The sequence below is a fragment of the Roseibium sp. SCP15 genome (assembly GCF_040329435.1).
Lineage (GTDB): Bacteria > Pseudomonadota > Alphaproteobacteria > Rhizobiales > Stappiaceae > Roseibium.
Map to the genome: position 1 here is coordinate 147,328 of NZ_JBDZYI010000005.1, position 20,601 is coordinate 167,928.

A 20,601-nucleotide genomic window follows, 5' to 3' on the forward strand; every position below is an offset into this window, starting at 1 on the left:
TAGTCTGGCTTTGACGCCGGAAACCGATCCCGAAAATTGATAAGGGTGTTGCCAGGTGCTTGTGGCGTTGCTGAAGTGCCTGTGTGAGCGGTGAGAGAATGAGCGATCAGGAACTGAAATATGATGTCGTGATCATCGGTGGTGGTCATGCCGGATGCGAAGCTGCTGCGGCTGCCGCGCGCGCCGGAGCGATGACTGCTTTGGTGACACACAAGTTCGAGACCATCGGTGTGATGTCCTGTAATCCGGCGATTGGCGGATTGGGGAAGGGGCATCTCGTTCGGGAAATCGACGCCCTGGATGGTCTGATGGGTCGTGTTGCCGATCAGGGTGGTATTCAGTTTCGTATGCTCAATCGGCGCAAGGGTCCGGCTGTTCGCGGGCCGAGGGCGCAGGCTGACCGGAAGCTCTACCGGGAAGCGATGCAGAAAGAGATTGCAGCGATCGACAACCTGACTGTGATCGAAGGCGAAGCTGACAAGATCCTGTTCGATGGCGAAGCAGAAACTCGCACTGTCTCAGGTGTCGTGCTGTCGGATGGCCGCACCATTGCCTGTGCGGCGATTGTGCTGACAAGCGGAACTTTCCTGCGTGGGCTTATTCATATTGGTGACAAGAAGATACCTGCAGGCCGGTCAGGTGAGGCACCAGCCATGGGTTTGTCCGGGTCACTTGAGGATATCGGTTTCGAGCTGGGGCGTTTGAAAACAGGAACTCCGGCGCGCCTTGATGGCAGAACAATTCATTGGGATCGACTGGAAGAGCAGCCGGGTGATGCGGAACCCATTCCTTTTTCCACTCTGACGGACAAGATCGAAACACCTCAGATCCCGTGCCATATCACCAGAACAACTCCGCAAACTCACCAGATCATCAGGGACAATCTGTCCAGGTCGGCTATGTATTCCGGCGAGATCAAGGGCAGGGGCCCACGCTATTGTCCGTCCATTGAAGACAAGATCGTTCGCTTTGGAGATCGTGACGGACATCAGATCTTTCTCGAACCGGAAGGCCTGGATGATCACACCGTCTATCCGAACGGTATATCCACGTCACTTCCAGAAGACGCGCAGCTGGAATTTCTGAGAACAATTCCGGGCCTGGAAGATGTGAAGGTCATCCAGCCTGGATATGCTATCGAGTATGATCATGTCGATCCGCGTGAGCTGCGCCCAACATTGGAGGCCAAGCGCTGCCCGGGTCTTTATCTGGCCGGCCAGATCAATGGGACGACGGGCTATGAGGAAGCTGGGGCACAGGGCCTTGTGGCCGGCGTCAATGCCGCTCTGCAGGTGCAGGATGGAGAGCCGTTCGTCGTCGACCGCTCACAAGGTTATATCGGGGTGATGATTGACGATCTCATCACGAGAGGCATCACGGAACCTTATCGGATGTTTACATCCCGTGCTGAGTATCGTTTGTCGCTCAGAGCGGACAATGCCGATCAGCGGCTGACACCAGTCGGGATCGACTACGGCATTGTATCCGACAAGCGTCAAAGATCGTTCGAAGGCAAGATGTTGAAAATTGCCGAGGCGAGGGACCTTTTGAAGCGGCTCACGGTCACGCCGTCGGAAGCACAGAAGAAGGGCTTGCCTGTGAATCAAGACGGGATCAGGCGAACCGCATTCGACCTGCTGTCCTATCCCAATGTCACCTATGAGGGGTTGGCGGCAATCTGGCCGGAGCTCAACGACATTGAAAAGGAGATCGCAGAGCAGGTGGCGACGGATGCTCTTTACGCGGTTTATCTCGAACGTCAATTGGCCGATGTGGAAGCGCTGAAGCGCGACGAAGCCTTGAGAATCCCGGATAGTTTCGATTACGAAGCAATTGTTGGACTGTCCAACGAGGTCAAACAGAAATTGACCGATATCCGTCCCGCAACTCTTGGACAGGCCTCACGTATGGATGGCATCACACCGGCTGCTTTGACCCTGATTTTGTCTCACTTGAAGCGTCATTCAGAAAAGGGAGCTGCCTGATGGGGCGTCCGGTGGTGTTGAACGACTCTGGACAGGTTGTGTATAAGTTTGGGGATGTTTCACGTGAAACGTTGGATCGTTTGCAGATCTATGTGGATTTGGTTCTGAAGTGGCAACCTGCTCAGAACCTGATTGCGCCTTCGACCATTCCTGATATCTGGACCCGGCATGTGGCCGATAGCCTGCAGACTCATTGGTGTTTTCCCGAAGCAAAGACGTGGGTGGACATTGGCAGCGGTGGGGGGTTCCCCGGTGTGGTGACTGCAATTCTGTTGGCGGATGATCCACAGGGACATGTCCACATGATCGAAAGCAACCAGCGCAAGGCTGCGTTTCTTCGAACCGCCTTGAGAGAAACCGGCTCGAAGGGAACAGTCCATGCCGGTCGGATCGAATCGGTAGCGAAAGATTGGCAGCACGGAACAGTAGACGCTGTTTCGGCCCGTGCTCTGGCATCACTGGATCTTCTGTTTCGGCTGGCCGAGCCCTTTACATCAAAGGGAGCTAAGGCTGTTTTCCACAAAGGTCAGGATTTTCAGCGCGAAGTTAAGGAAGCCGCTGACTCATGGGACTTTGATCTGTTAGAAAAAGAAAGTCTTGTTGATCCTGTGAGCCGGATGCTTCTCTTTTCACATATTTCAGCCCGGCCGGAGTAGCCCAGGAAGGTATTTTGGTAATGGCCATGCTTCCCGAAGCGCCACGCGTACTATCGCTTGCGAACCAAAAGGGCGGGGTGGGTAAAACCACCACAGCCATCAATCTCGGAACTGCTCTTGCGGCGATCGGGGAAAAGGTTCTGGTCATCGACCTGGATCCGCAGGGCAATGCCTCGACGGGTTTGGGTATCGAGCATCGTGATCGCGGTTTGTCGACCTACGAAGTGCTGAGCGGTGATTGCTCTCTTGCGGAGGCAATTCGCGAAACAGCGGTCCAGCGGTTGTGGGTCGCGCCTTCGACCATGGATCTGCTCGGTCTCGAACTCGAGATCGCCTCGACCAGTGACAGAGCGTTCCGTCTGCGGAATGCGATCGAAAGCCTGACTAGGTCCGGCCTCTATCGTGAACTTGGTTTCACCTATGTCCTTGTCGATTGCCCTCCGTCGCTCAACTTGTTGACAATCAACGCGCTTTCAGCCTCGCATTCCATATTGGTTCCGCTGCAGTGTGAGTTCTTTGCGCTTGAGGGTCTCAGTCAGTTGCTCAGCACGGTTGAGCAGGTCAAGGGCGCGCTGAACCAGGAGCTCAGCATCCACGGTATCGTTCTGACGATGTATGACAGCCGCAACAACCTCTCAAACCAGGTTGTTGCCGATGTGCGCGAAACCATGGGCGATGCGGTTTACGAAACGGTCATTCCACGAAACGTCCGTATTTCGGAGGCACCATCCTATGGCAAACCGGCGCTGCTTTATGATTTGAAGTGTGCCGGCAGTCAGGCCTATCTGCGTCTTGCCTCTGAAATCATTCAAAGAGAACGCAAACTGCGGCGTGTGGCCGCCTGATTGCAAACGGATTCGGATCCGAATTGACAAAGAGAAGTCGGTAACGTCGGTCAGATCGCGGTGTTGCTTGCTAACTTATTGAAATATAAGAAGAAAAAGGTGCGGTATGGCGGAGAAAGACGGCAAGAACAAACGTTTAGGCCGGGGACTGGCGGCGCTGATCGGAGATTCAGCTCCCGAATCAGCTGCGCCGCCGGAAAAGATTGTTCGTGATTCCAGAAGGGTTCCGATCGAACATCTGGAACCAAATCCGCGCAATCCACGCAAGACTTTTACGGAGAAGGACCTGGCAGACCTTTCCGAATCGCTCAAGGCCAAGGGCATCGTGCAACCAATCCTGGTGCGCCCGGCGGCCGGAAAAGCGAACAGGTTTGAAATCATTGCGGGCGAGCGGCGTTGGCGGGCAGCACAGCGTGCCGGCCTTCACGAAGCGCCGATTATCATTCGCGATGTGACCGACCAGGAAGCACTTGAACTTGCCATCATCGAGAACGTTCAGCGCGCGGATCTCAATCCGATCGAAGAGGCGATGGGATATGAGCAACTCACCGCCGAGTTCAGCTATAGCCAGGGTGAGCTGGCGAAAGTGATCGGCAAGAGCCGTAGCCATGTGGCCAACACCATGCGGCTGCTGAAGTTGCCGAATTCGGTCAAGGACTACCTTGCAGAAGGGTTGCTGACAGCCGGCCACGCCCGTGCACTGATCACGGTGGAAGATCCGGCGACTCTGGCCGAGTTGATCGTCGAGAAGGGCCTGACCGTTCGAGATGTCGAAAAGATTTCACAGGACCCAGATGCGCTTGCCAAACTGATGGGCAAGAAAACGCCTGGGGAACGGCCGCAAAAGGATGCTGACACCAAAGCCCTGGAAAAACGCCTGACGGACACGCTTGGGCTTAAAGTGTCAGTGGGACACAAGCCGGGCAAGGAGTCCGGTGATGTGAAAATCAAGTACACATCGCTGGAGCAGCTTGACGAAATCTGCAAAAAGCTTGGTGTTGAAACGCGCTAACTTATTGATCCAAAAATAATAAACGGCCGGGCTTGGTTTGGAGTCCGGCTTTTTTGTGTTCAGTTGCAGCTAAGTTCAGCACTTCGGGCGGGAAGGCCGCTTCAGTTTGCATGTAAGGTCAGGTCTTTGAAGCTAGCGTCTTTGACTACGCGCCCTGGCAGCCCTGCCGAGCTTCAGAAGCGCCTCAGACAACACAGGAACGCCGAGTGGGTCGTTTAGTCTGGAGATCCTCGTGGCTTCACTCAGGATGTCCATGGAGCGCTCCAGATCCTTCAAAGACCAAATTCGAAGCTGCTGAGCGAACTTCGGTTTGCGGCTGAAGAAGACAGGTGGGCGCTGGCTGTCAATTACCTGTTGGGCGTTCTTGCCCTGATCGACGTCGATCCGCATCCGGTGCAGATGCTGGAAGTGTTTGAGGGCCTGGTTGGCAATGACGGAAGCCTTTGATCCGGCTTCGGAAAGACGTTCCAAACCATGGTCCAGCGTGGCCAGGTCGCCGGATGCCGCCGCGTCGATCAACTCCGACATTTCAAAGGAGGAGGCATCACCGATGATTGCTGCGATATCCTCGCTCTCAATACGGCCCTTGCCGAGGGCGTAGAGGCAGAGTTTCTTGAGTTCACCCCGGCTGGCCATACGGTCGCCCCCCAGCAGGCTGTGAAGAGCCGCACGCGCCTCCCGCGTGATGGTCAGACCTGCTTCGCGGGTTTCTTCATCGATCAGCTGGTCGATACCTCGATCATTGTCGGCATAGCAGGGCAGGGCGACCGCACGTTTGTGGGTCTCGATCAGCTTTCTGAGGCCGACGCCTTTCTTGATGTCACCGCCTTCCAGAACGACCAGGGTCTGCCAGTCATCAAGCTTCAAGACAGGCTCAAGCGAAGGGTTCAGGTTCTTGCCGCTGGCGTCCTTCACCCAGATGATCCGCCGGCCGCCGAACAGCGGTACGGTCAGGACTTCATCGATCAAACGATTCGGATCCGAGCTGAGTTCGGATGCGTCGATCTTGACCAGATTGAACGGGTCGCTGTCACCCTCGGATGCCTTGCTGACAAGCAACGTTGCCCGTTCCGATACCAAACCTGTGTCGGGTCCGAATATCAGCACGACACCGCCAGCCTTGGGTGGATTTGCGATGAATCTATCGATTTCCGCTGCTTTCAAGACGGCCATGAACGATCGTCTCCCGACAACGGATTAAGACTGGCTGGCGAAATATCCTGCGACACGCGCAGCGATATCATCAGCAACCGACTTGGCGACGCGCTTCTGGGCGTCCCGATAAGCGCGGGTATTGGCAAAGCGCTGGTCGGAGAAGTCATAAGAGGCCGACTTGAACGACCGGCCGGTCATGAGCGTTTCATCGGTTTCAATGTCGCTCAAAACGAAGGTGGAATTCATGGTCGTGGTATAGGCGGACGGTACATCGGCGAAACGTTCAACAGCAACGGCCGCGTTGTTGACGTCCATGAGAACCTTAAGACGGTATTTTTTCGCCGGGGTTCCAGCACCTCTTTCGAACTTGAAGGTGAGCTCATTGTAAAGCACCCTGGCAGCATCATCGTTCGAGTATTGGCTTGAAATGCTATCAAGGTCGATGGCGGCCAGTTCAGCAGAGACAGGCGATGGCGTGTCCGTGAAATCACCGGTGCTGGTGCCGTAAAGCGGACGCACCTGGCATCCGCTTACGACGAGTGTGGCCGCAAATCCCAAACAAAGGGCTGCGCGCCGAAACACGCTCTTGCGCTCGAAGATGCTGTTAAACAACGACATTCACGATCCTCTGCCGCACCACAATGAGTTTCTTCGGTGCATTTCCGTCCAATGCTTTCTGCACGAAGTCCAGGGCCAAGGTAGCTGCTTCGACCTCTTCTTTGGAAGCCTCTTTTGCAATTTCCAACTCGCCGCGGCGTTTGCCGTTGATCTGGATCGGATAGGTGACCGAATCCTCTACAAGCAGGCTGTTGTCTGCGACAGGCCAGTTCGCTTCGGAAATCAGGTTGTCATGACCCAGAGCCGTCCAGCACTCTTCGGCCAGATGCGGCATCATCGGTGCCATCATTTGCACCAGGAAGTCCGCGGCTTCACGCACCGCACATTCCCTGCCGGTGTCATCCAGGCCTTCGTTGACGGTCTTGCTGATCGTGTTGACGAACTCATAAAGACGCGCAACCGCGCGGTTGAAGCCGAGATTTTCCAGGTCGTTGGAAACGGCTTCCAGCGTTTTGTGGCTTGCGCGGCGCAGATCGAGAGCCTTGCCGGTGACTTCCGGAGCCTTGCCGCTGCGAGGTTCGCTCTTTTCGGCAACATCACCGATCAGACGCCAGACCCGCTGAACAAAACGCCAGGCACCCTGGACGCCGTCTTCGGTCCAGATCACGTCACGCTCAGGTGGACTGTCGGACAGCATGAACCAGCGCGCCGTGTCGGCACCGTAAGTGTCGATAATGTCGGTCGGATCGACGGTGTTCTTCTTCGACTTCGACATTTTCTCGATGGAGCCGATGGCCACTTCTTCGCCGGTTTCGATCAGGGAGGCACGACGCTTGCCGTCGACGTCCTCAATCCTGATTTCAGCCGGGGAAACCCATTGCCCGTTGGCGCCTTCGCCGATCCGGTAGGTTTCGTGTGTCACCATGCCTTGCGTGAACAAGCCCTTGAATGGCTCTTTCAGATCCAAAGCACCGACTTTCTGCATGGCGCGGGTGAAGAAGCGGGAATAGAGCAGGTGAAGGATCGCGTGTTCGATGCCGCCGATATACTGGTCCACCGCCAGCCAGCCGTTTGCCGCTTTGGGATCGGTCGGTTGATCGCAGTCAGGCGCCGTGAAGCGGGCAAAATACCAGGAGGAATCGACAAAGGTGTCCATCGTGTCGGTTTCACGCCTTGCCGGCTTGCCACAGTTCGGACACGTGGTATCGCGCCAGGTCGGGTGACGATCGAGCGGATTACCCGGTTTGTCGAAATTGATGTCGTCCGGCAGCTGAACCGGAAGGTTCTCGTCGTTTTCCGGAACAACGCCACAATCGTCACAGTGAATGACCGGAATCGGACATCCCCAGTAGCGCTGACGAGAAATACCCCAATCACGCAGACGATAGTTCACCTGACGCTCGGCCTGCGGAGCGCCGTCGACCTTGATGCTCTCCAGTTTCGCGGCGACCGCTTCCTTGGCGTCCGGAATGGAAAGTCCGTCCAGGAAACCCGAGTTGAAGATTGTGCCGTCGTCCGTGAAGGCTTCATTTCCGACATCGAAGGTTGCTGCGTCCGCGTCCTTCGGCAGTACAACCGGTTTGACCGGCAGACCGTATTTGCGGGCGAAATCCAGGTCGCGCTGGTCGTGTGCCGGACAAGCGAAGATCGCTCCCGTGCCGTAATCCATCAGGATGAAGTTGGCGACGTAAACCGGCAGCTCAATTGAACTGTCCAGCGGATGCCTGACGCGCAGACCTGTGTCCAGCCCCTTTTTCTCTGCCTTTTCAATGGCTTCTTCCGAAGTTCCGACCCGTCGGCATTCTTCGATGAATGCTTTCAGTTCAGGATTGCTTTCGGCAAGCTTGTCGGAGATCGGATGATCCGGGGACAGGCCCATGAAGGAGGCACCGAACAGGGTGTCCGGACGGGTGGTGAAAATCTCAAGGGTCTTGTCGCCTGTCGGCGCGGCTTCGGTAAACTCGAAACGGACGCGCAGGCCCACGGAACGACCGATCCAGTTTTTCTGCATCAGGCGTACCTTGTCCGGCCAGCGATCAAGCGTATCGATCGCGTCCAGAAGATCCTCTGAATAATCAGAAATCTTGAAGAACCATTGCGTCAGTTCACGCTGTTCGACCAGCGCGCCGGAGCGCCAGCCACGGCCGTCGATCACCTGCTCATTGGCCAGGACGGTCATGTCGACCGGATCCCAGTTGACCTTCGCGTTCTTGCGGTAAACCAGTCCGGCTTCTAGGAATTTCAGGAACAGGCGTTGCTGCTGTGTGTAATAAGCCACGTCGCAGGTTGCGAATTCACGGTTCCAGTCGAGGGACAGGCCCATGATCTTGAGCTGGTCACGCATGGCCGCGATGTTTTCGTAGGTCCAGTCCTTCGGATGAACCTTGTTCTGCATGGCGGCATTTTCCGCCGGCATGCCGAAGGCGTCCCAGCCCATCGGATGCAAGACGTTGAAACCTTTGGCGCGCTTGTAGCGGGCAACCACGTCACCCATCGCGTAGTTGCGCACATGGCCCATGTGAATGCGGCCGGACGGATAGGGGAACATCTCTAGGACGTAGTACTTATCGCGCGGGTCGTCGTTATGCGTGACGAAAACGTCTTTGTCGTTCCAAACTTTCTGCCAGCGCGCTTCCACTTCGCGCGCATTGTACCGATCCGTTGCCATCAAATGTGCCGTTTGTTCTTGCCGCCTGACACGGCGGATTTCCTGAATGATTGACTGCCGGACTGTCACCAGAAATCAGGTCCGGGGTCAACATGCGAGATTAAATTGATCCTTCAGTAGCCTGTTTATTTCGCAATGCCGCATTCGTAAAGCTATCGGATGGCCGGACCTTCAAAAGATTCGGTGTCTTCTGCCTCATGTGAATCCCAGATTTCCAGCATTCGGGCGCTGGCCGGGTGGTTTTTGCTGAACAGGATGTAAAGGGGTTCGGCACGGAACGGTTCTGACATTCCGATGCCAGAGGCCTCGTCTCCCAGAATGGCCCGGCTGTGTTCCTGTCCGACGATGTCATTTTCGATATAGAGATCGGCCCGTCCGTGTAACAGCATCGTCCAGGCTTGTTCTTCCGTCGCAACGCTCTGAAATGTCACTCCAATCTTTTCAAGTGGTTCCTGATACCAGTATCCGGCAATGCCGACGACGGTCAGTCCGCGCTGTTTTATGTCTTTGAAGGTGAGGGGTGGCACTTCTTCCGCAAATCGGTGTTTCGGATAAAAATAGACATCCTTCAAAGTGTCGATCGGTGTTGTCGGATAGAGGTAATCCTGTGTTCTTGTCTTGACATAGGACCAGGAGAAAGTTGCCGGCAGGGTGCCGCGCTTTGTCAGTTCAAGCGAGCGACGCCAGGGCAGAAATTCGAACCGGACATCGTGTCCCTTGGATCTGAAAACCTCGGTAACTTTTCGGGAATGAAGACCAAAGCCAGGTGCTTTTTGCGAGATGAAGGGAGGCCACTCGCCGATCGCGAAAGTAAAGGTTTCTGCCCGTACTTGCGATGCAAGGAATGTCATCATCAGCAATGAGAGGAATGTGCGAAAACACTCCTGTATCATTCAATTCCCCAAAAGAAAAAGGACATCCATAATTTATCAGATGGAGATATAACGAAACCATTAATTGCGTCAGCACTATCCGGTTAAGCGACATTTGCTTTGCGTTGATCCGAAAACACGGTGGGGCACCTAATTCGGAGTTTTCATTGTCTGACTTTGAATTGAAACCTGGGTTTGCTTCCGGGTTTCGTTCTTCTTTGGCCTCTTGTGAATGCAGCCTCGCCGGGCGTATGAGAGAACTTCAAAGGAACTCCGTTATCTGAAGGGAAAACTCATGACGTCCGCAGCAGACCGTCTCGCAGCAGTTCAGGCCGATATTCGCAGCGCGGAAGCCGAATATGACCGGAACGATGGTTCGGTGACGTTGATTGCGGTGTCAAAGACATTCGATTCAGAAGATATTCGCCCTGTGCTTGATGCGGGTCAGCGGGTGTTTGGCGAAAATCGCGTTCAGGAGGCCATGGGCAAATGGCCGGGACTGCGTGGTGAGTATGATGGCATCGAATTGCACCTGATCGGACCTTTGCAATCAAACAAGGCCAAGGAAGCGGTGGCGACCTTTGACGTGATACACACCGTCGACCGGCCGAAAATCGCCAAGGCACTGAAAGCGGAAATGGACAAGCAGGGAAGGGCTCTTCCTTGTTTCATCCAGGTCAATACGGGCGAAGAGCCGCAAAAGGCCGGGATCCCGCCCAAAGAGGTTGATGACTTCATCAGGGAATGCCGCGATGAGACGGGTCTCAACATTATCGGTCTGATGTGTATCCCGCCGGTCGATGAAGCCCCGGGCGAGCACTTTGCGTTGCTTGAGAAAATCGCCGAGCGCAACGGCTTGAAGCAGCTCTCCATGGGAATGTCGTCCGATTACCATACCGCAATCGGCTTCGGAGCGACCTGCGTTCGGGTCGGATCGGCCATTTTCGGCGCACGTGACTACGGATAAGTACCAATTGAAGGAAGGGCGGCCTTACAACTGCCGAAAATCGGCAATAGTGACGCGAATTTGACCGGCCTATGGCTGATTTGATTTGCAAGTCACAACAATGCCCTGACGTTTCCCAAGAGCAGCCCTTTAGCAGACTATATCGGGCAGCACATTCCTCCTCGTTCCGGGTCGCTGGATCGCAGGGGTCCTGCAGACCGACGGAACATTAAGACCAAAAACCAAACTTGGAGGTCATATCATGTCCAAACGTCTTACCGCTGCTCTTCTCCTTGGCGCTTTCACCGCATCAACAGCAGCTCTCGCACAGGGCATGTCTTTTGAGGCGGTCGACAGCAATCAGGATGGTTTCGTGAGCTTCGAAGAAATCACGGCTGCAAACCCGTCCATGTCAGAGGATCTTTTCAAGGCAGCGGATGCGAACCAGGACAGCCTGCTTGACGCAGATGAGTTCGCCGCCGTTCAGCCGTAAATTCGGCTTCGGACGGTCTGACCCCCTTAAGCTGCGCAAGCGGCAGGGCCGTCTGATCAAGACCACCGCCGGATCGGTCACGCCGGCGGTGGTTTTGCGTCCGATACCTGGTTATTCGCGCCAGAAGTCGGGCATCAGCAGCAGGATTGCTGCCAGAATTTCCAACCTGCCAAAAATCATCTCTATTGCCAGAAACCACTTTGCCAGGTCAGACAGGGTCTGAAAGGTTCCCGAAGGCCCGATCGTGTCTCCCACACCCGGACCGACATTGGCCAGAGCGGTAATCGAAGCACTCAGCGCTGTCTCCAGATCCATGCCGAGCATCAGATAGATGACAGAAAATCCGGCGAACGCTCCCGCATAAAGCACCGCGAATACGAAGACACCTTCAAGCACAGGGTTGGACACTGCCTGTTTCTGGTATTTCGGTTCAACGATGCGGTGCGGATGAACCATCCGGCGCAGCAGACATCGGCAATAGCTTGCCAATATCGCAATCCGAAACATCTTGAAGCCACCGGAAGTCGAGCCGCTGCAGCCTCCGAAAAACGTCAGAACGAAAAATATCGCAATGACGGCCGGCCCGAACTGAAGGTAGTCGTTGGCCGCGTATCCTGTTGTCGTGATGACCGAAACGACGTTGAACACGGCAAGCGTGAACATGTGAAACGGTGTGTCATGCACAATGTAGCGCTCGAAATAGAACACGCCGAAAGATGCGATTGTCACGATGGCAAGCAGCAGAATGATCTGGATGTCCGGCTTGAAGTGTCTGCTTTCAAGACTGCGGATGAGATACAGGAACGGGATGCTCGATGTGAGCATGAAAAGGATCGCAACCCAATAGACCGCCACTCCCGGAAACTGGCCAAACGATTGATCGGACGTGGAAAACCCCCCGGTGGAAACCGTGGTCATTGCGTGAACGGCTGCGTTGAAGAGGTTCATTCCGCACAACGCATAGAGCGTGGTGCATGTGAGTGTCAGCCCGCCATATAGTGCGAGCAGCCGATACACGAACGGCCAGGTGTGGCCGTAGGGTTTGGAGGTGTTTTCGGACGATTCAAGCGCAAAGAGCTGGCTTCCGCCAACCCGCAACCCGGGCAATAGCCAGATGCCGATGGCGATGACGCCAATGCCGCCGATCCATTGCAGGAGGGCACGCCACAACAAGATACCCGGAGGAAAGGAGTCCAGCCCGGTCAGGACTGTCGATCCTGTTGTGGTCAGACCGGAAGCGGTCTCGAAAAAGGCGTCCGTGAAGCTGATGTTCAGATCGCTGAAGTAAAAGGGAACGGCCCCAGCAAAGGAAAAGGCGAACCAGGCCGCATTTACAAAGACGATGGCCTCCTTGAAATGGTTTGGTGGCCTCTGTCCCCGAAATGCAAGGATCGTCAGGCCACCGGTTGTGCCCAGCATGACAGCAGACAAAAGAAACACTTGCCAGTCCACATTCGACGCAAAAACATCTGCAATGGCGGGAACGATCATCAACAAGGAGATCAGGACGAGCAGGCGTCCGATTGGCAACGCGATGGCTCGAAAATTCATGCACCGAACATCCGGATGGTCGGCTGTCAGAACGGCAGTCGAGGTTTAGAAGTTAATATTTATCTGCGCCTGCCCGCGAAAATGCAAGTGCAGGCAGCCTGCCGGAATGCGCGGGTAAAGTGAGCTCCGGGCTCGAAGTGGTGTCCAGTTACCTCAAAAGATAGTTGAGCTATTGTCATCTTTACCGGGTTTACCCTGTATTGACCCCCAATTGCCGCTTTGCAAAACTGCTCGCGTTAATTGGGAGGAAAATATGAAACCGATTGCTTGGGCGCTTGGCGCCCTGATGGCATTTGGCCTGTCGGCAGGTGCCGCCGACGCAGCCGACACCACTTTGCGCATTTCATTGCAATTGCCGCTCAAAAGCCACCTGGGTCAGAATCTGCTTCTGTTCAAAGAGGAAGTGGAAAAGAACTCCAATGGCGATATTGCTGTCGAGATCTACGATTCAGCGCAGCTCTACAAGGACAAGGAAGTTCCGGCGGCAGTCGGTTCCGGCGCCATTGAAATGGGCGTTGCATCCCTGACGCGCTATGTCGGAGATATTCCGGCCGTCGACATCTTCTACCAGCCGTTCCTGTTCGATACTGCAGACAAGGTCCGGGCAGCTGTTGCTCCCGGGTCTCCGGTCCGCGGCCCGCTTGACGATGCGATCAAGGAAACCGGATCGAATGTGCTGTGGTGGCAGGCCTATGGCGGCGCCATCATGCTGTCCAAGGACGCTCCGGTGAAAACGCCTGAAGACATGAAAGGCAAGAAGGTTCGCGTCTTCGGCAAGACCCTCGGCGATTTCGTAACGGCCGCCGGTGGTGCACCGACCCTGATTTCGGGATCCGAACAGTATCTTGCCTATCAGCGCGGAACGGTCGACATCGGCATGACCGGTGTGTCCGGTGTCAAATCCAGAAAGCTCTGGGAAGTGATGGACACCATCACAGTGACCAACCACGCCGACATCGAGTTCATTGTGGTTGTGAACAGCGATTTCTGGAATGGCTTGCCGGATGAGCACAAGGCAATCATCGAGGCAGCGGCTCTGAAGGCAGAATCCGACGTTCGTGACCGTGTTTCCCAGATCGAGGCGGATGCCTATGCGGCGGCGGAAGAAAACGGCATGACGGTTTACAAGCCGACCGCCGAAGAGATCTCTGCCTGGAAATCAGTCAGTCAGCCGGTCTACGACGCCTACAAGGAAAAGGCCGGAAAGCTGGGTGAGACCGTGCTCGACGCGGCGAACAATCTCTGATCGCCTTTCCCTGACCTGAACCGAAGGTGGCCGGGCAACCGGCCACCTCTTTGTCTTTTTTTCGGTTCCCACCTAGTTTCGGTCGCGGCTCGTCACGCGGCTGTTCCGATTGTTCAAGCTGCCGATCGTTTCATGAGAGCCTTTCATTCCCTTCTCCGGGCGCTCGCCTGGATTTCTGCGTTTCTGTTTATCCTTGCCGGCTGCATGCTCACGTATGAGGTAACGGCGCGCTATCTGTTTGTTGCTCCAACAATCTGGGCGGCGGAACTGTCCCAGCTCTGCCTGATTTGGGGCACCATGATCGCGATGCCCTGGCTGCTCAAGATCAACCGGCACATTGCCGTTGATGCGATGACCGAGCGGCTCGGGCCAGCCGCGAAGCGGGTTTGCGCGACGCTGTCGATGATCGCTATCGGGGCCTTCAGCGCCATTGTTGCCTGGAAAGGCGGCGGCATTTTCCTCGATTCATTTGAAAGAGGCCGAACGACGGGATCGATGCTCGATCTGCCGACCTGGGTTTCGGAGCTGGCCATACCGACTGGCTTTGCGTTGCTGTTCGTTCAAGCCGTGGTCGAAACGATCAAGGCTCTGAAGGGGACCGAAGAAGAAGGCAGGTCCGCAACATGACGACACTTCTCATTCTGGCGGTTCTTTTCGGTCTTCTGCTCATTCGCGTGCCTGTGGCGTTCACGCTTGGCGGTCTCGGTCTCGCGATGCTGATGATTGGCGGGTTTTCGCCGCTGATGGCGCCGCAGGCAATTTTGTCGACGCTCGACGGGTTTATCCTGCTTGCGGTTCCGCTTTTTCTCTTGATGTCGAACATCCTGTTGAAGGGAGGGGTCGGCAAGGATCTGTTTGCTGCCGTTCACGCCTGGGTGGGCCATTGGCCGGGCGGCCTTGCGGTCGCCACGATCCTTTCCTGTGCGATTTTTGCTGCAATTTCAGGATCATCGGTTGCCACAGCGGCAACGATTGGAACTGTTGCCATTCCGGAAATGATCCAACGTGGCTATGAGCGCCGCTTTGTCTACGGACTTCTTGCAGCCGGTGGAACGCTTGGTATCCTGATCCCGCCGTCGATCCCGATGATTGTCTATGGTTTCGTTACCGAGCAGTCAGTGATCGCCCTGTTTCTTGCCGGAATCGGGCCAGGATTGTTGCTGGTTGCTTTTTTTATCGCCTTTTCAATGATCTATGCACGCTGGTTTGGGGGATATACGCCCGAACCGGCTGCAAGCGGACGTGAGCGTATTCAAAGTTCTTTGAGAGCATTGCCTTCCGTTGTGCTGGCCGGGTTCGTGATCGGCGTGATCTACACGGGAATTGCGACACCGACAGAGGCAGCCGCAATCGGATTTGCCGTTGCGCTGATCATTACGGGGCTGGTTCTCAGAACGCTCACCTGGCAGGGGCTGAAAGAAGCGGCTTTCGATTCCATGGTGACGACGGTTGCCATCCTGCTGATTGTCGCTGGCGCCAAGGTCTTCGGCAAGGCAATCACGCTATATCGGATTCCTCAGGAAATCTCGGTCTTTATCGGACAGAACATCGATACACCGATTGCCTTCATTCTTGTTGTTTCCATTGTGCTCCTGATCATGGGTCTTGTCTTCGAGGCACTTTCCATGGTGCTGATCATGACGCCCGTTCTGTTGCCTGCGGCCATGGCGTTGGGCTTTGATCCCATCTGGTTCGGTGTCTACATGGTGGTGATGGTGGAGTGCGCCCTGATCACACCGCCGGTCGGGCTCAATCTCTATGTCATCCAGTCGGTGGCGCGCTCCAGCCTTGCGGATGTTTCACGCGGAGTGCTGCCATTCCTGGCGTTGATGCTGGTGTCCGTTGTGATCCTTTACATGTGGACCGATCTGGCTCTCTATATTCCCTTCAAGTTCTGAGGATGTTCCATGCCGTCTCCGGCCGAAAAACTTCGCGTTCTGCTGAGGCAGGACAAACTTCACGTGATGCCCTGCTGCTATGATGCCCTGTCGGCGAAACTGATCGAACAGGCTGGTTTCGACTTGACCTTCATGTCCGGCTTTGCTGCGTCGGCGTCGCGGATCGGGCAGCCGGATCTCGGCCTGATGTCTTATGGCGAGGTGGTCGATCAGGTCGGGAACATAGCCGACGCGATCCAGATGCCGCTCCTGGCTGACGGTGACACCGGTTATGGCAACGCAATGAATGTGCGCCGGACCGTTTCCGGATTTGCAAAGGCAGGGGCTGCCGCGGTCATGATCGAGGATCAGGTCGCCCCCAAACGGTGCGGTCATACGCCGGGCAAGGAGGTTGTTTCGCGCGAAGAAGCTTACGATCGCGTCCGGGCTGCGGCAGACGCGAGGGAAGCTGGCGCGGATATCCTCATTCTGGCGCGTACCGATGCACGTCACGAGCATGGTCTGGCCGAGGCAATTGAGCGTGCTGCCAAGTTCAGTGAACTGGGAGCGGACATTCTGTTTGTCGAGGCACCCAAGACAGTGGCCGAAATGGAAACCGTCTGCCGCGAGCTGCCGGGTGCCAAGATGGCCAATATCGTCGAAGGCGGAGAAACGCCCGACTTGCCTCATGCGGAACTGAAAGACATCGGTTACGCCATCGCCGCGTATCCGCTGACCCTTCTTGCCAGCGCCATGAAGGCCATGGTGACCACGCTGGAACAACTGAAAACCGACGCTCACCGGACCTCGGATCTCATGGAGTTCCAGGAGCTTCGGCACAAGATCGGCTTCAATGACTACTATGACGTGTCGTCTCGCTACGAGACTTCCCGGCGAAAACACTAGTCAAGTATCTGGTACAAAAAGCGATTTGCCGGGAGATGGAAGCTGTCCGATCTTTAACTAGGGGCAAAGGGGTATTCTTACTATAGTTGCAGCACAAGAAGTGTTGCATCCAGGGAGAGTGCCGTGACTTCTTTTCTTTCTGCTCCGTATGTTTCAAGGCGCATGTTTCTGGCCGGTTCGCTGAGCACGCTTGCGTTACCCGGCGTTCTGAACCGGCGGGCATGGTCAGAAACAGCAAGACCTGACCTGCCGATACCCCGTCAGCTCGCACCTGATGCCGATGGTAAAATCGCGCTTCGGGCCATGGCGGGCGAGGGGGCATTCGTTGAGGGATTGAAGACGCCTACCTACGGTATCAACGGTCCGTATCTCGGACCTGCAATACGCGTTCGTCGCGGTGACACCGTGATGATGGAGGTCCGGAACACGCTGGAAGAGCCGATCACGATGCATTGGCACGGGCTCAAGGTGCCTGGCGAAGTCGATGGCGGACCGGCAGAACAGATCCTGCCAGGCAAGACCTGGTCGCCTCAGCTGACCATCAACCAGCCAGCCGCAACTTGCTGGTTCCATCCGCATTACTATCCGACCACTGCCGAGCTTGTCCTGAAAGGGCTTGCCGGGCTGTTTCTGATCGATGACGAAGACGGTGACAGTCTGCAATTGCCGTCGGAATGGGGCGTCGACGACATCCCGGTCATCCTGCAGGACCGAAGGTTCAACGCCGATGGTAGTTTCTTCCATCGCTTCAACCTGGCAGCGGTCACCGTTGGCTATGTCGGTGACACGATGCTGGTCAACGGTGCCTCTTATCCCAGGGCACAAACAGCCAAGGGATGGCTGAGATTGAGGATCCTGAATGGATCGAACGCGCGTAGCTATCGGTTGGCCCTGTCTGAGAACCGGTCCTTCTTTGTGATTGCAGGAGACGGCGGACTTCTGGACGCACCAGTCGAACTCGGCGAACTCCTGGTGCATGCAGGCGAACGTTTCGAGATCCTGGTCGATGCCAGAAACGGCGAGAATTTCGACCTGATTACGAAACCGGTCGACCAGATGGCGATGAATCTGCCCCCCTTTGATCAGGACCTTGCACTCATGACATTCCAGCCAGACGGCAAGGATGGTTCGGGAATTCTTCCGGTAGGCCTTGTTAAGTTGCCTCCGATCGCGGAACTGTCCGACGAACCGACACAGAAGCTTGAGTTCGGCATGAACCTGGATGACGAGGGCATGGGGCTTTTCATGAAAGCCGGTTTGCCAAAGCTGATGGCGAGCGGGAAGGCAAATCGTGAAATCGCTGATGCCGTGACCAATGCGATTGTCGATGGTCCCGACCTGTCAATGGAAACCCAACTGTCGGCAAATGCCATCAACGGCAAGTCCTTTGACATCAGCCGAGTCGACTTTGATGTGTCCATTAATCAGGACCAGCATTGGGTATTTTCTGAAGGTACCGACAGGATGCTGCATCCGGTCCATATTCACGGGTGCCAGTATCGCGTGCTGAGCGTGAACGGAAAGGCTCCGCCACCGGAACTGGCCGGATGGAAGGACACCATGCCGATTTCCAAAGGGGGAACGGTGGAAATTCAAGTGCGGTTCGACTATCCGGCAACGTCGGACAAACCCTATATGGCTCACTGTCACATTCTTGAGCATGAGGACTCGGGAATGATGGCCGGGTTCACCGTTACCTGATGCGAATGTCACGAAGTTCGGCGAGTTTCTTGACTCTTCGCGATGTTTCAGGCATAGACCCGCGAACTCCGTATGAGTGACTGACAAACTGATCCGCCGACCGGGACCCGAAAAGGTGTAAAGAGTTCCCGGAGGTTAACACCCGACAGCGCGATGCGCCCTCGGGTGCGAAACTGCTTTGTGCGGTTCAGTCTGCTTGGAATTGAGCGGTGGTTGCCCATATGGTTCGGGAAATATCCCGAAAACGATGACTTAAGGACCAGTTGATGTTTGAAAGCCTGTCCGATCGACTAAGTGGAATTTTCGACAAGCTCACCGGCCGGGGAGCGTTGTCGGAAAATGACGTCAATGAAGCGATGCGCGAAATTCGCCGCGCGCTCATTGAGGCCGACGTTGCCCTGCCGATCGTGCGCTCTTTCACTGACAAGGTTCGTAACCGGGCGATTGGTGCCGAGGTCGTCAAATCCGTGACCCCGGGTCAGATGGTCGTGAAGATCGTTCATGACCAGCTGGTGGAAATGCTCGGCAGCGAAGGTCAGCCGCTCGATCTGAACGCGCCGGCACCGGTTGCGATCATGATGGTCGGTCTGCAGGGTTCCGGTAAAACCACCACCACCGCCAAGATTGCCCGCCGCCTGACCCAGCGCGACAAGCGCAAGGTCCTGATGGCGTCTCTCGATACCCGGCGTCCTGCTGCGCAGGAGCAGCTGAAGGTTCTGGGTGAGCAGAACGAGATCGACACACTGCCGATCATTGAAGGGCAGGGGCCCGTCGAGATTGCCAACCGAGCGATGTCTGCGGCCAAGCTCGGCGGCTATGATGTGGTGATGCTCGATACTGCGGGCCGTATTCACATCGATGAACCGTTGATGGTGGAGATGGCGGATGTGAAGTCCGCCGCGCAACCTCATGAAATTCTGCTGGTTGCCGACTCCCTGACTGGTCAGGACGCCGTCAATCTTGCCAAGAGCTTCGACGAGCGCGTCGGCATCACCGGTATCGCACTGACCCGTATGGACGGTGACGGACGCGGCGGTGCGGCACTTTCCATGCAAGCGGTTACCGGAAAGCCGGTGAAGCTGATCGGTACCGGTGAAAAGTCCGATGCACTGGAAGACTTCCATCCCAAGCGGATCGCTGACCGTATTCTCGGCATGGGCGATATCGTTTCGCTGGTTGAAAAAGCCGCGGAGGCGATCGACGCCGAACAGGCCGCCAAGATGGCCAAGAAGATGCAGAAAGGTCATTTCGACCTGGACGATCTGGCCGAGCAGCTGAAGCAGATGGAAAAGCTGGGCGGCATGTCCGGCATGATGGGCATGTTGCCGGGCGTCGGCAAAATGAAGAAGCAGATCGAGGCTTCGAATATCGACGACAAGATGTTCAAGCGTCAGGTTGCCATTATTCAGTCGATGACGCCGACCGAGCGAAGCAAGCCGGAATTGCTGAAAGCCAGCCGCAAGAAACGTATTGCAGCGGGCTCGGGCGTGCAGGTGGCCGAGGTCAACAAGCTTCTGAAGATGCATCGTCAGATGGCCGACATGATGAAGGCCATGGGCAAGAAAAAGGGCATGCTTGGCAAGCTGATGGGTGGCATGGGCGGCGGAATGCCGGATGTTGATCCCAAGCAGCTGGAAGAAATGGCCAAGTCCGGTCAGATGCCCGGTGGTATGGAATTGCCGAAAGGCCTGCCAGGCGGATTGGGTGGCGCCGGACTTCCTCCTGGAATGCCTGGCCTGCCTGGATTGGGCGGACCGAAACTGCCCGGACTGCCGGGTATGGGCAAGGGTAAGAAGCGATGAGTGAGGCGGAGACCCAGCTTGGCGAAAGCCAGGCCCTGAAAGAGCTGAAAGCGCTCAGGGCATCCATCGACAATATTGACGCAGCTCTCGTGCATATGCTCGCCGAGAGATTCAAATGCACCCAGAAAGTGGGCTTTCTGAAAGCCAACAATGACCTGCCGCCGGCCGATCCGGCGCGGGAAAAAATTCAGATCGAACGGCTACGGCAGCTCGCCGGCGATGCCAATCTCGATCCTGACTTTGCCGAGAAATTCCTGAACTTCATCGTTCGAGAAGTGATCCGGCACCATGAAGCCATTGCCGCTGAAGCCGGCAACTGAAAAAACTG

The 20,601-nt window shown here is 55.9% G+C and carries 18 protein-coding genes; 13 read left to right on the plus strand and 5 right to left on the minus strand.

The genetic code is table 11. The features are described 5' to 3' along the window. The first annotated feature begins 98 nt into the window (after positions 1-98). The 4 genes from mnmG (at position 99) to ABLO27_RS23620 (ending at position 4,498) form a co-directional block, all read left to right on the plus strand. Positions 99-1,985 (plus strand): tRNA uridine-5-carboxymethylaminomethyl(34) synthesis enzyme MnmG, encoded by a 1,887-nt coding sequence (gene mnmG / locus ABLO27_RS23605; RefSeq protein ID WP_353036331.1) that lies wholly within the window; start codon positions 99-101, stop codon positions 1,983-1,985. Next, on the plus strand, positions 1,985-2,641 hold the full coding sequence (gene rsmG / locus ABLO27_RS23610) for a 16S rRNA (guanine(527)-N(7))-methyltransferase RsmG (RefSeq protein ID WP_417714835.1): 657 nt from the start codon (positions 1,985-1,987) through the stop codon (positions 2,639-2,641). The genes mnmG and rsmG overlap by 1 nt, the downstream gene beginning before the upstream one ends. 20 nt (positions 2,642-2,661) lie before the next feature. Beyond that, positions 2,662-3,486 (plus strand): ParA family protein, encoded by an 825-nt coding sequence (locus ABLO27_RS23615; protein WP_353036333.1) that lies wholly within the window; start codon positions 2,662-2,664, stop codon positions 3,484-3,486. Between the two features lie 106 nt (positions 3,487-3,592). Next, entirely contained in the window at positions 3,593-4,498 is a 906-nt protein-coding gene (locus ABLO27_RS23620) for a ParB/RepB/Spo0J family partition protein (protein WP_353036335.1), read from the plus strand. A 132-nt stretch (positions 4,499-4,630) separates the two neighbouring features. On the opposite strand, the gene holA is transcribed toward ABLO27_RS23620, so the two are convergent. The 4 genes from holA to ABLO27_RS23640 all read right to left on the minus strand — a co-directional run bounded on the left by holA (position 4,631) and on the right by ABLO27_RS23640 (position 9,772). After that, on the minus strand, positions 4,631-5,671 hold the full coding sequence (holA, locus tag ABLO27_RS23625) for a DNA polymerase III subunit delta (protein WP_353036336.1): 1,041 nt from the start codon (positions 5,669-5,671) through the stop codon (positions 4,631-4,633). 24 nt (positions 5,672-5,695) lie between these two features. Further along, the gene (locus ABLO27_RS23630) at positions 5,696-6,271 is read right to left on the minus strand and encodes a hypothetical protein (RefSeq protein WP_353036338.1); all 576 of its coding nucleotides are present in this window, start codon (positions 6,269-6,271) and stop codon (positions 5,696-5,698) included. After that, positions 6,258-8,879: a leucine--tRNA ligase gene (gene leuS / locus ABLO27_RS23635; protein WP_353036340.1), complete on the minus strand. Its 2,622-nt coding sequence runs from the start codon at positions 8,877-8,879 to the stop codon at positions 6,258-6,260. Before leuS ends, ABLO27_RS23630 begins: the two co-directional genes overlap by 14 nt. A gap of 152 nt (positions 8,880-9,031) precedes the next feature. Next, positions 9,032-9,772, minus strand: coding sequence for a substrate-binding periplasmic protein (locus ABLO27_RS23640; protein ID WP_353036342.1), 741 nt, complete (start codon positions 9,770-9,772; stop codon positions 9,032-9,034). Positions 9,773-10,046: 274 nt separating this feature from the next. Here ABLO27_RS23640 and ABLO27_RS23645 point away from each other — a divergent pair, with 274 nt between their 5' ends. Together ABLO27_RS23645 and ABLO27_RS23650 are read left to right on the plus strand one after the other, a co-directional pair. After that, entirely contained in the window at positions 10,047-10,718 is a 672-nt protein-coding gene (locus tag ABLO27_RS23645) for a YggS family pyridoxal phosphate-dependent enzyme (protein ID WP_353036343.1), read from the plus strand. Positions 10,719-10,959: 241 nt separating this feature from the next. Next, on the plus strand, positions 10,960-11,190 hold the full coding sequence (locus ABLO27_RS23650) for a hypothetical protein (protein ID WP_352949945.1): 231 nt from the start codon (positions 10,960-10,962) through the stop codon (positions 11,188-11,190). 111 nt (positions 11,191-11,301) lie between these two features. On the opposite strand, the gene ABLO27_RS23655 is transcribed toward ABLO27_RS23650, so the two are convergent. After that, positions 11,302-12,741 carry a TrkH family potassium uptake protein gene (locus ABLO27_RS23655; protein WP_353036345.1) on the minus strand — a complete coding sequence of 480 codons (1,440 nt, stop codon included), beginning with the start codon at positions 12,739-12,741 and terminating at the stop codon, positions 11,302-11,304. A 253-nt stretch (positions 12,742-12,994) separates the two neighbouring features. Here ABLO27_RS23655 and dctP point away from each other — a divergent pair, with 253 nt between their 5' ends. The 7 genes from dctP to ABLO27_RS23690 all read left to right on the plus strand — a co-directional run bounded on the left by dctP (position 12,995) and on the right by ABLO27_RS23690 (position 20,593). After that, entirely contained in the window at positions 12,995-13,987 is a 993-nt protein-coding gene (dctP, locus tag ABLO27_RS23660) for a TRAP transporter substrate-binding protein DctP (RefSeq protein ID WP_353036347.1), read from the plus strand. 132 nt (positions 13,988-14,119) lie between these two features. After that, positions 14,120-14,614, plus strand: coding sequence for a TRAP transporter small permease (locus ABLO27_RS23665; protein WP_353036349.1), 495 nt, complete (start codon positions 14,120-14,122; stop codon positions 14,612-14,614). Then, entirely contained in the window at positions 14,611-15,885 is a 1,275-nt protein-coding gene (locus ABLO27_RS23670; RefSeq protein ID WP_353036351.1) for a TRAP transporter large permease, read from the plus strand. Before ABLO27_RS23665 ends, ABLO27_RS23670 begins: the two co-directional genes overlap by 4 nt. 9 nt (positions 15,886-15,894) lie before the next feature. After that, positions 15,895-16,770: an isocitrate lyase/PEP mutase family protein gene (locus tag ABLO27_RS23675; protein ID WP_353036353.1), complete on the plus strand. Its 876-nt coding sequence runs from the start codon at positions 15,895-15,897 to the stop codon at positions 16,768-16,770. 123 nt (positions 16,771-16,893) lie between these two features. Further along, on the plus strand, positions 16,894-18,471 hold the full coding sequence (gene cueO / locus ABLO27_RS23680) for a multicopper oxidase CueO (protein WP_353036354.1): 1,578 nt from the start codon (positions 16,894-16,896) through the stop codon (positions 18,469-18,471). A 266-nt stretch (positions 18,472-18,737) separates the two neighbouring features. Beyond that, on the plus strand, positions 18,738-20,273 hold the full coding sequence (gene ffh / locus ABLO27_RS23685) for a signal recognition particle protein (protein WP_353036356.1): 1,536 nt from the start codon (positions 18,738-18,740) through the stop codon (positions 20,271-20,273). Continuing rightward, positions 20,270-20,593 carry a chorismate mutase gene (locus ABLO27_RS23690; protein ID WP_352949960.1) on the plus strand — a complete coding sequence of 108 codons (324 nt, stop codon included), beginning with the start codon at positions 20,270-20,272 and terminating at the stop codon, positions 20,591-20,593. Before ffh ends, ABLO27_RS23690 begins: the two co-directional genes overlap by 4 nt. The last annotated feature ends 8 nt before the right edge of the window (positions 20,594-20,601 follow it).

What these genes read in the sequence shown, in the direction of transcription:
- ffh (WP_353036356.1), top strand. Translation starts at nt 18,738, where the DNA reads ATGTTTGAAAGCCTGTCCGATCGACTAAGTGGAATTTTCGACAAGCTC.
- ABLO27_RS23665 (WP_353036349.1), top strand. Translation starts at nt 14,120, where the DNA reads ATGAGAGCCTTTCATTCCCTTCTCCGGGCGCTCGCCTGGATTTCTGCG.
- rsmG (WP_417714835.1), top strand. Translation starts at nt 1,985, where the DNA reads ATGGGGCGTCCGGTGGTGTTGAACGACTCTGGACAGGTTGTGTATAAG.
- ABLO27_RS23615 (WP_353036333.1), top strand. Translation starts at nt 2,662, where the DNA reads ATGGCCATGCTTCCCGAAGCGCCACGCGTACTATCGCTTGCGAACCAA.
- leuS (WP_353036340.1), bottom strand. Translation starts at nt 8,879, where the DNA reads ATGGCAACGGATCGGTACAATGCGCGCGAAGTGGAAGCGCGCTGGCAG.
- ABLO27_RS23650 (WP_352949945.1), top strand. Translation starts at nt 10,960, where the DNA reads ATGTCCAAACGTCTTACCGCTGCTCTTCTCCTTGGCGCTTTCACCGCA.
- ABLO27_RS23640 (WP_353036342.1), bottom strand. Translation starts at nt 9,772, where the DNA reads ATGATACAGGAGTGTTTTCGCACATTCCTCTCATTGCTGATGATGACA.
- ABLO27_RS23645 (WP_353036343.1), top strand. Translation starts at nt 10,047, where the DNA reads ATGACGTCCGCAGCAGACCGTCTCGCAGCAGTTCAGGCCGATATTCGC.
- ABLO27_RS23620 (WP_353036335.1), top strand. Translation starts at nt 3,593, where the DNA reads ATGGCGGAGAAAGACGGCAAGAACAAACGTTTAGGCCGGGGACTGGCG.
- dctP (WP_353036347.1), top strand. Translation starts at nt 12,995, where the DNA reads ATGAAACCGATTGCTTGGGCGCTTGGCGCCCTGATGGCATTTGGCCTG.
- ABLO27_RS23630 (WP_353036338.1), bottom strand. Translation starts at nt 6,271, where the DNA reads ATGTCGTTGTTTAACAGCATCTTCGAGCGCAAGAGCGTGTTTCGGCGC.
- holA (WP_353036336.1), bottom strand. Translation starts at nt 5,671, where the DNA reads ATGGCCGTCTTGAAAGCAGCGGAAATCGATAGATTCATCGCAAATCCA.
- mnmG (WP_353036331.1), top strand. Translation starts at nt 99, where the DNA reads ATGAGCGATCAGGAACTGAAATATGATGTCGTGATCATCGGTGGTGGT.
- ABLO27_RS23675 (WP_353036353.1), top strand. Translation starts at nt 15,895, where the DNA reads ATGCCGTCTCCGGCCGAAAAACTTCGCGTTCTGCTGAGGCAGGACAAA.
- ABLO27_RS23655 (WP_353036345.1), bottom strand. Translation starts at nt 12,741, where the DNA reads ATGAATTTTCGAGCCATCGCGTTGCCAATCGGACGCCTGCTCGTCCTG.
- ABLO27_RS23690 (WP_352949960.1), top strand. Translation starts at nt 20,270, where the DNA reads ATGAGTGAGGCGGAGACCCAGCTTGGCGAAAGCCAGGCCCTGAAAGAG.
- ABLO27_RS23670 (WP_353036351.1), top strand. Translation starts at nt 14,611, where the DNA reads ATGACGACACTTCTCATTCTGGCGGTTCTTTTCGGTCTTCTGCTCATT.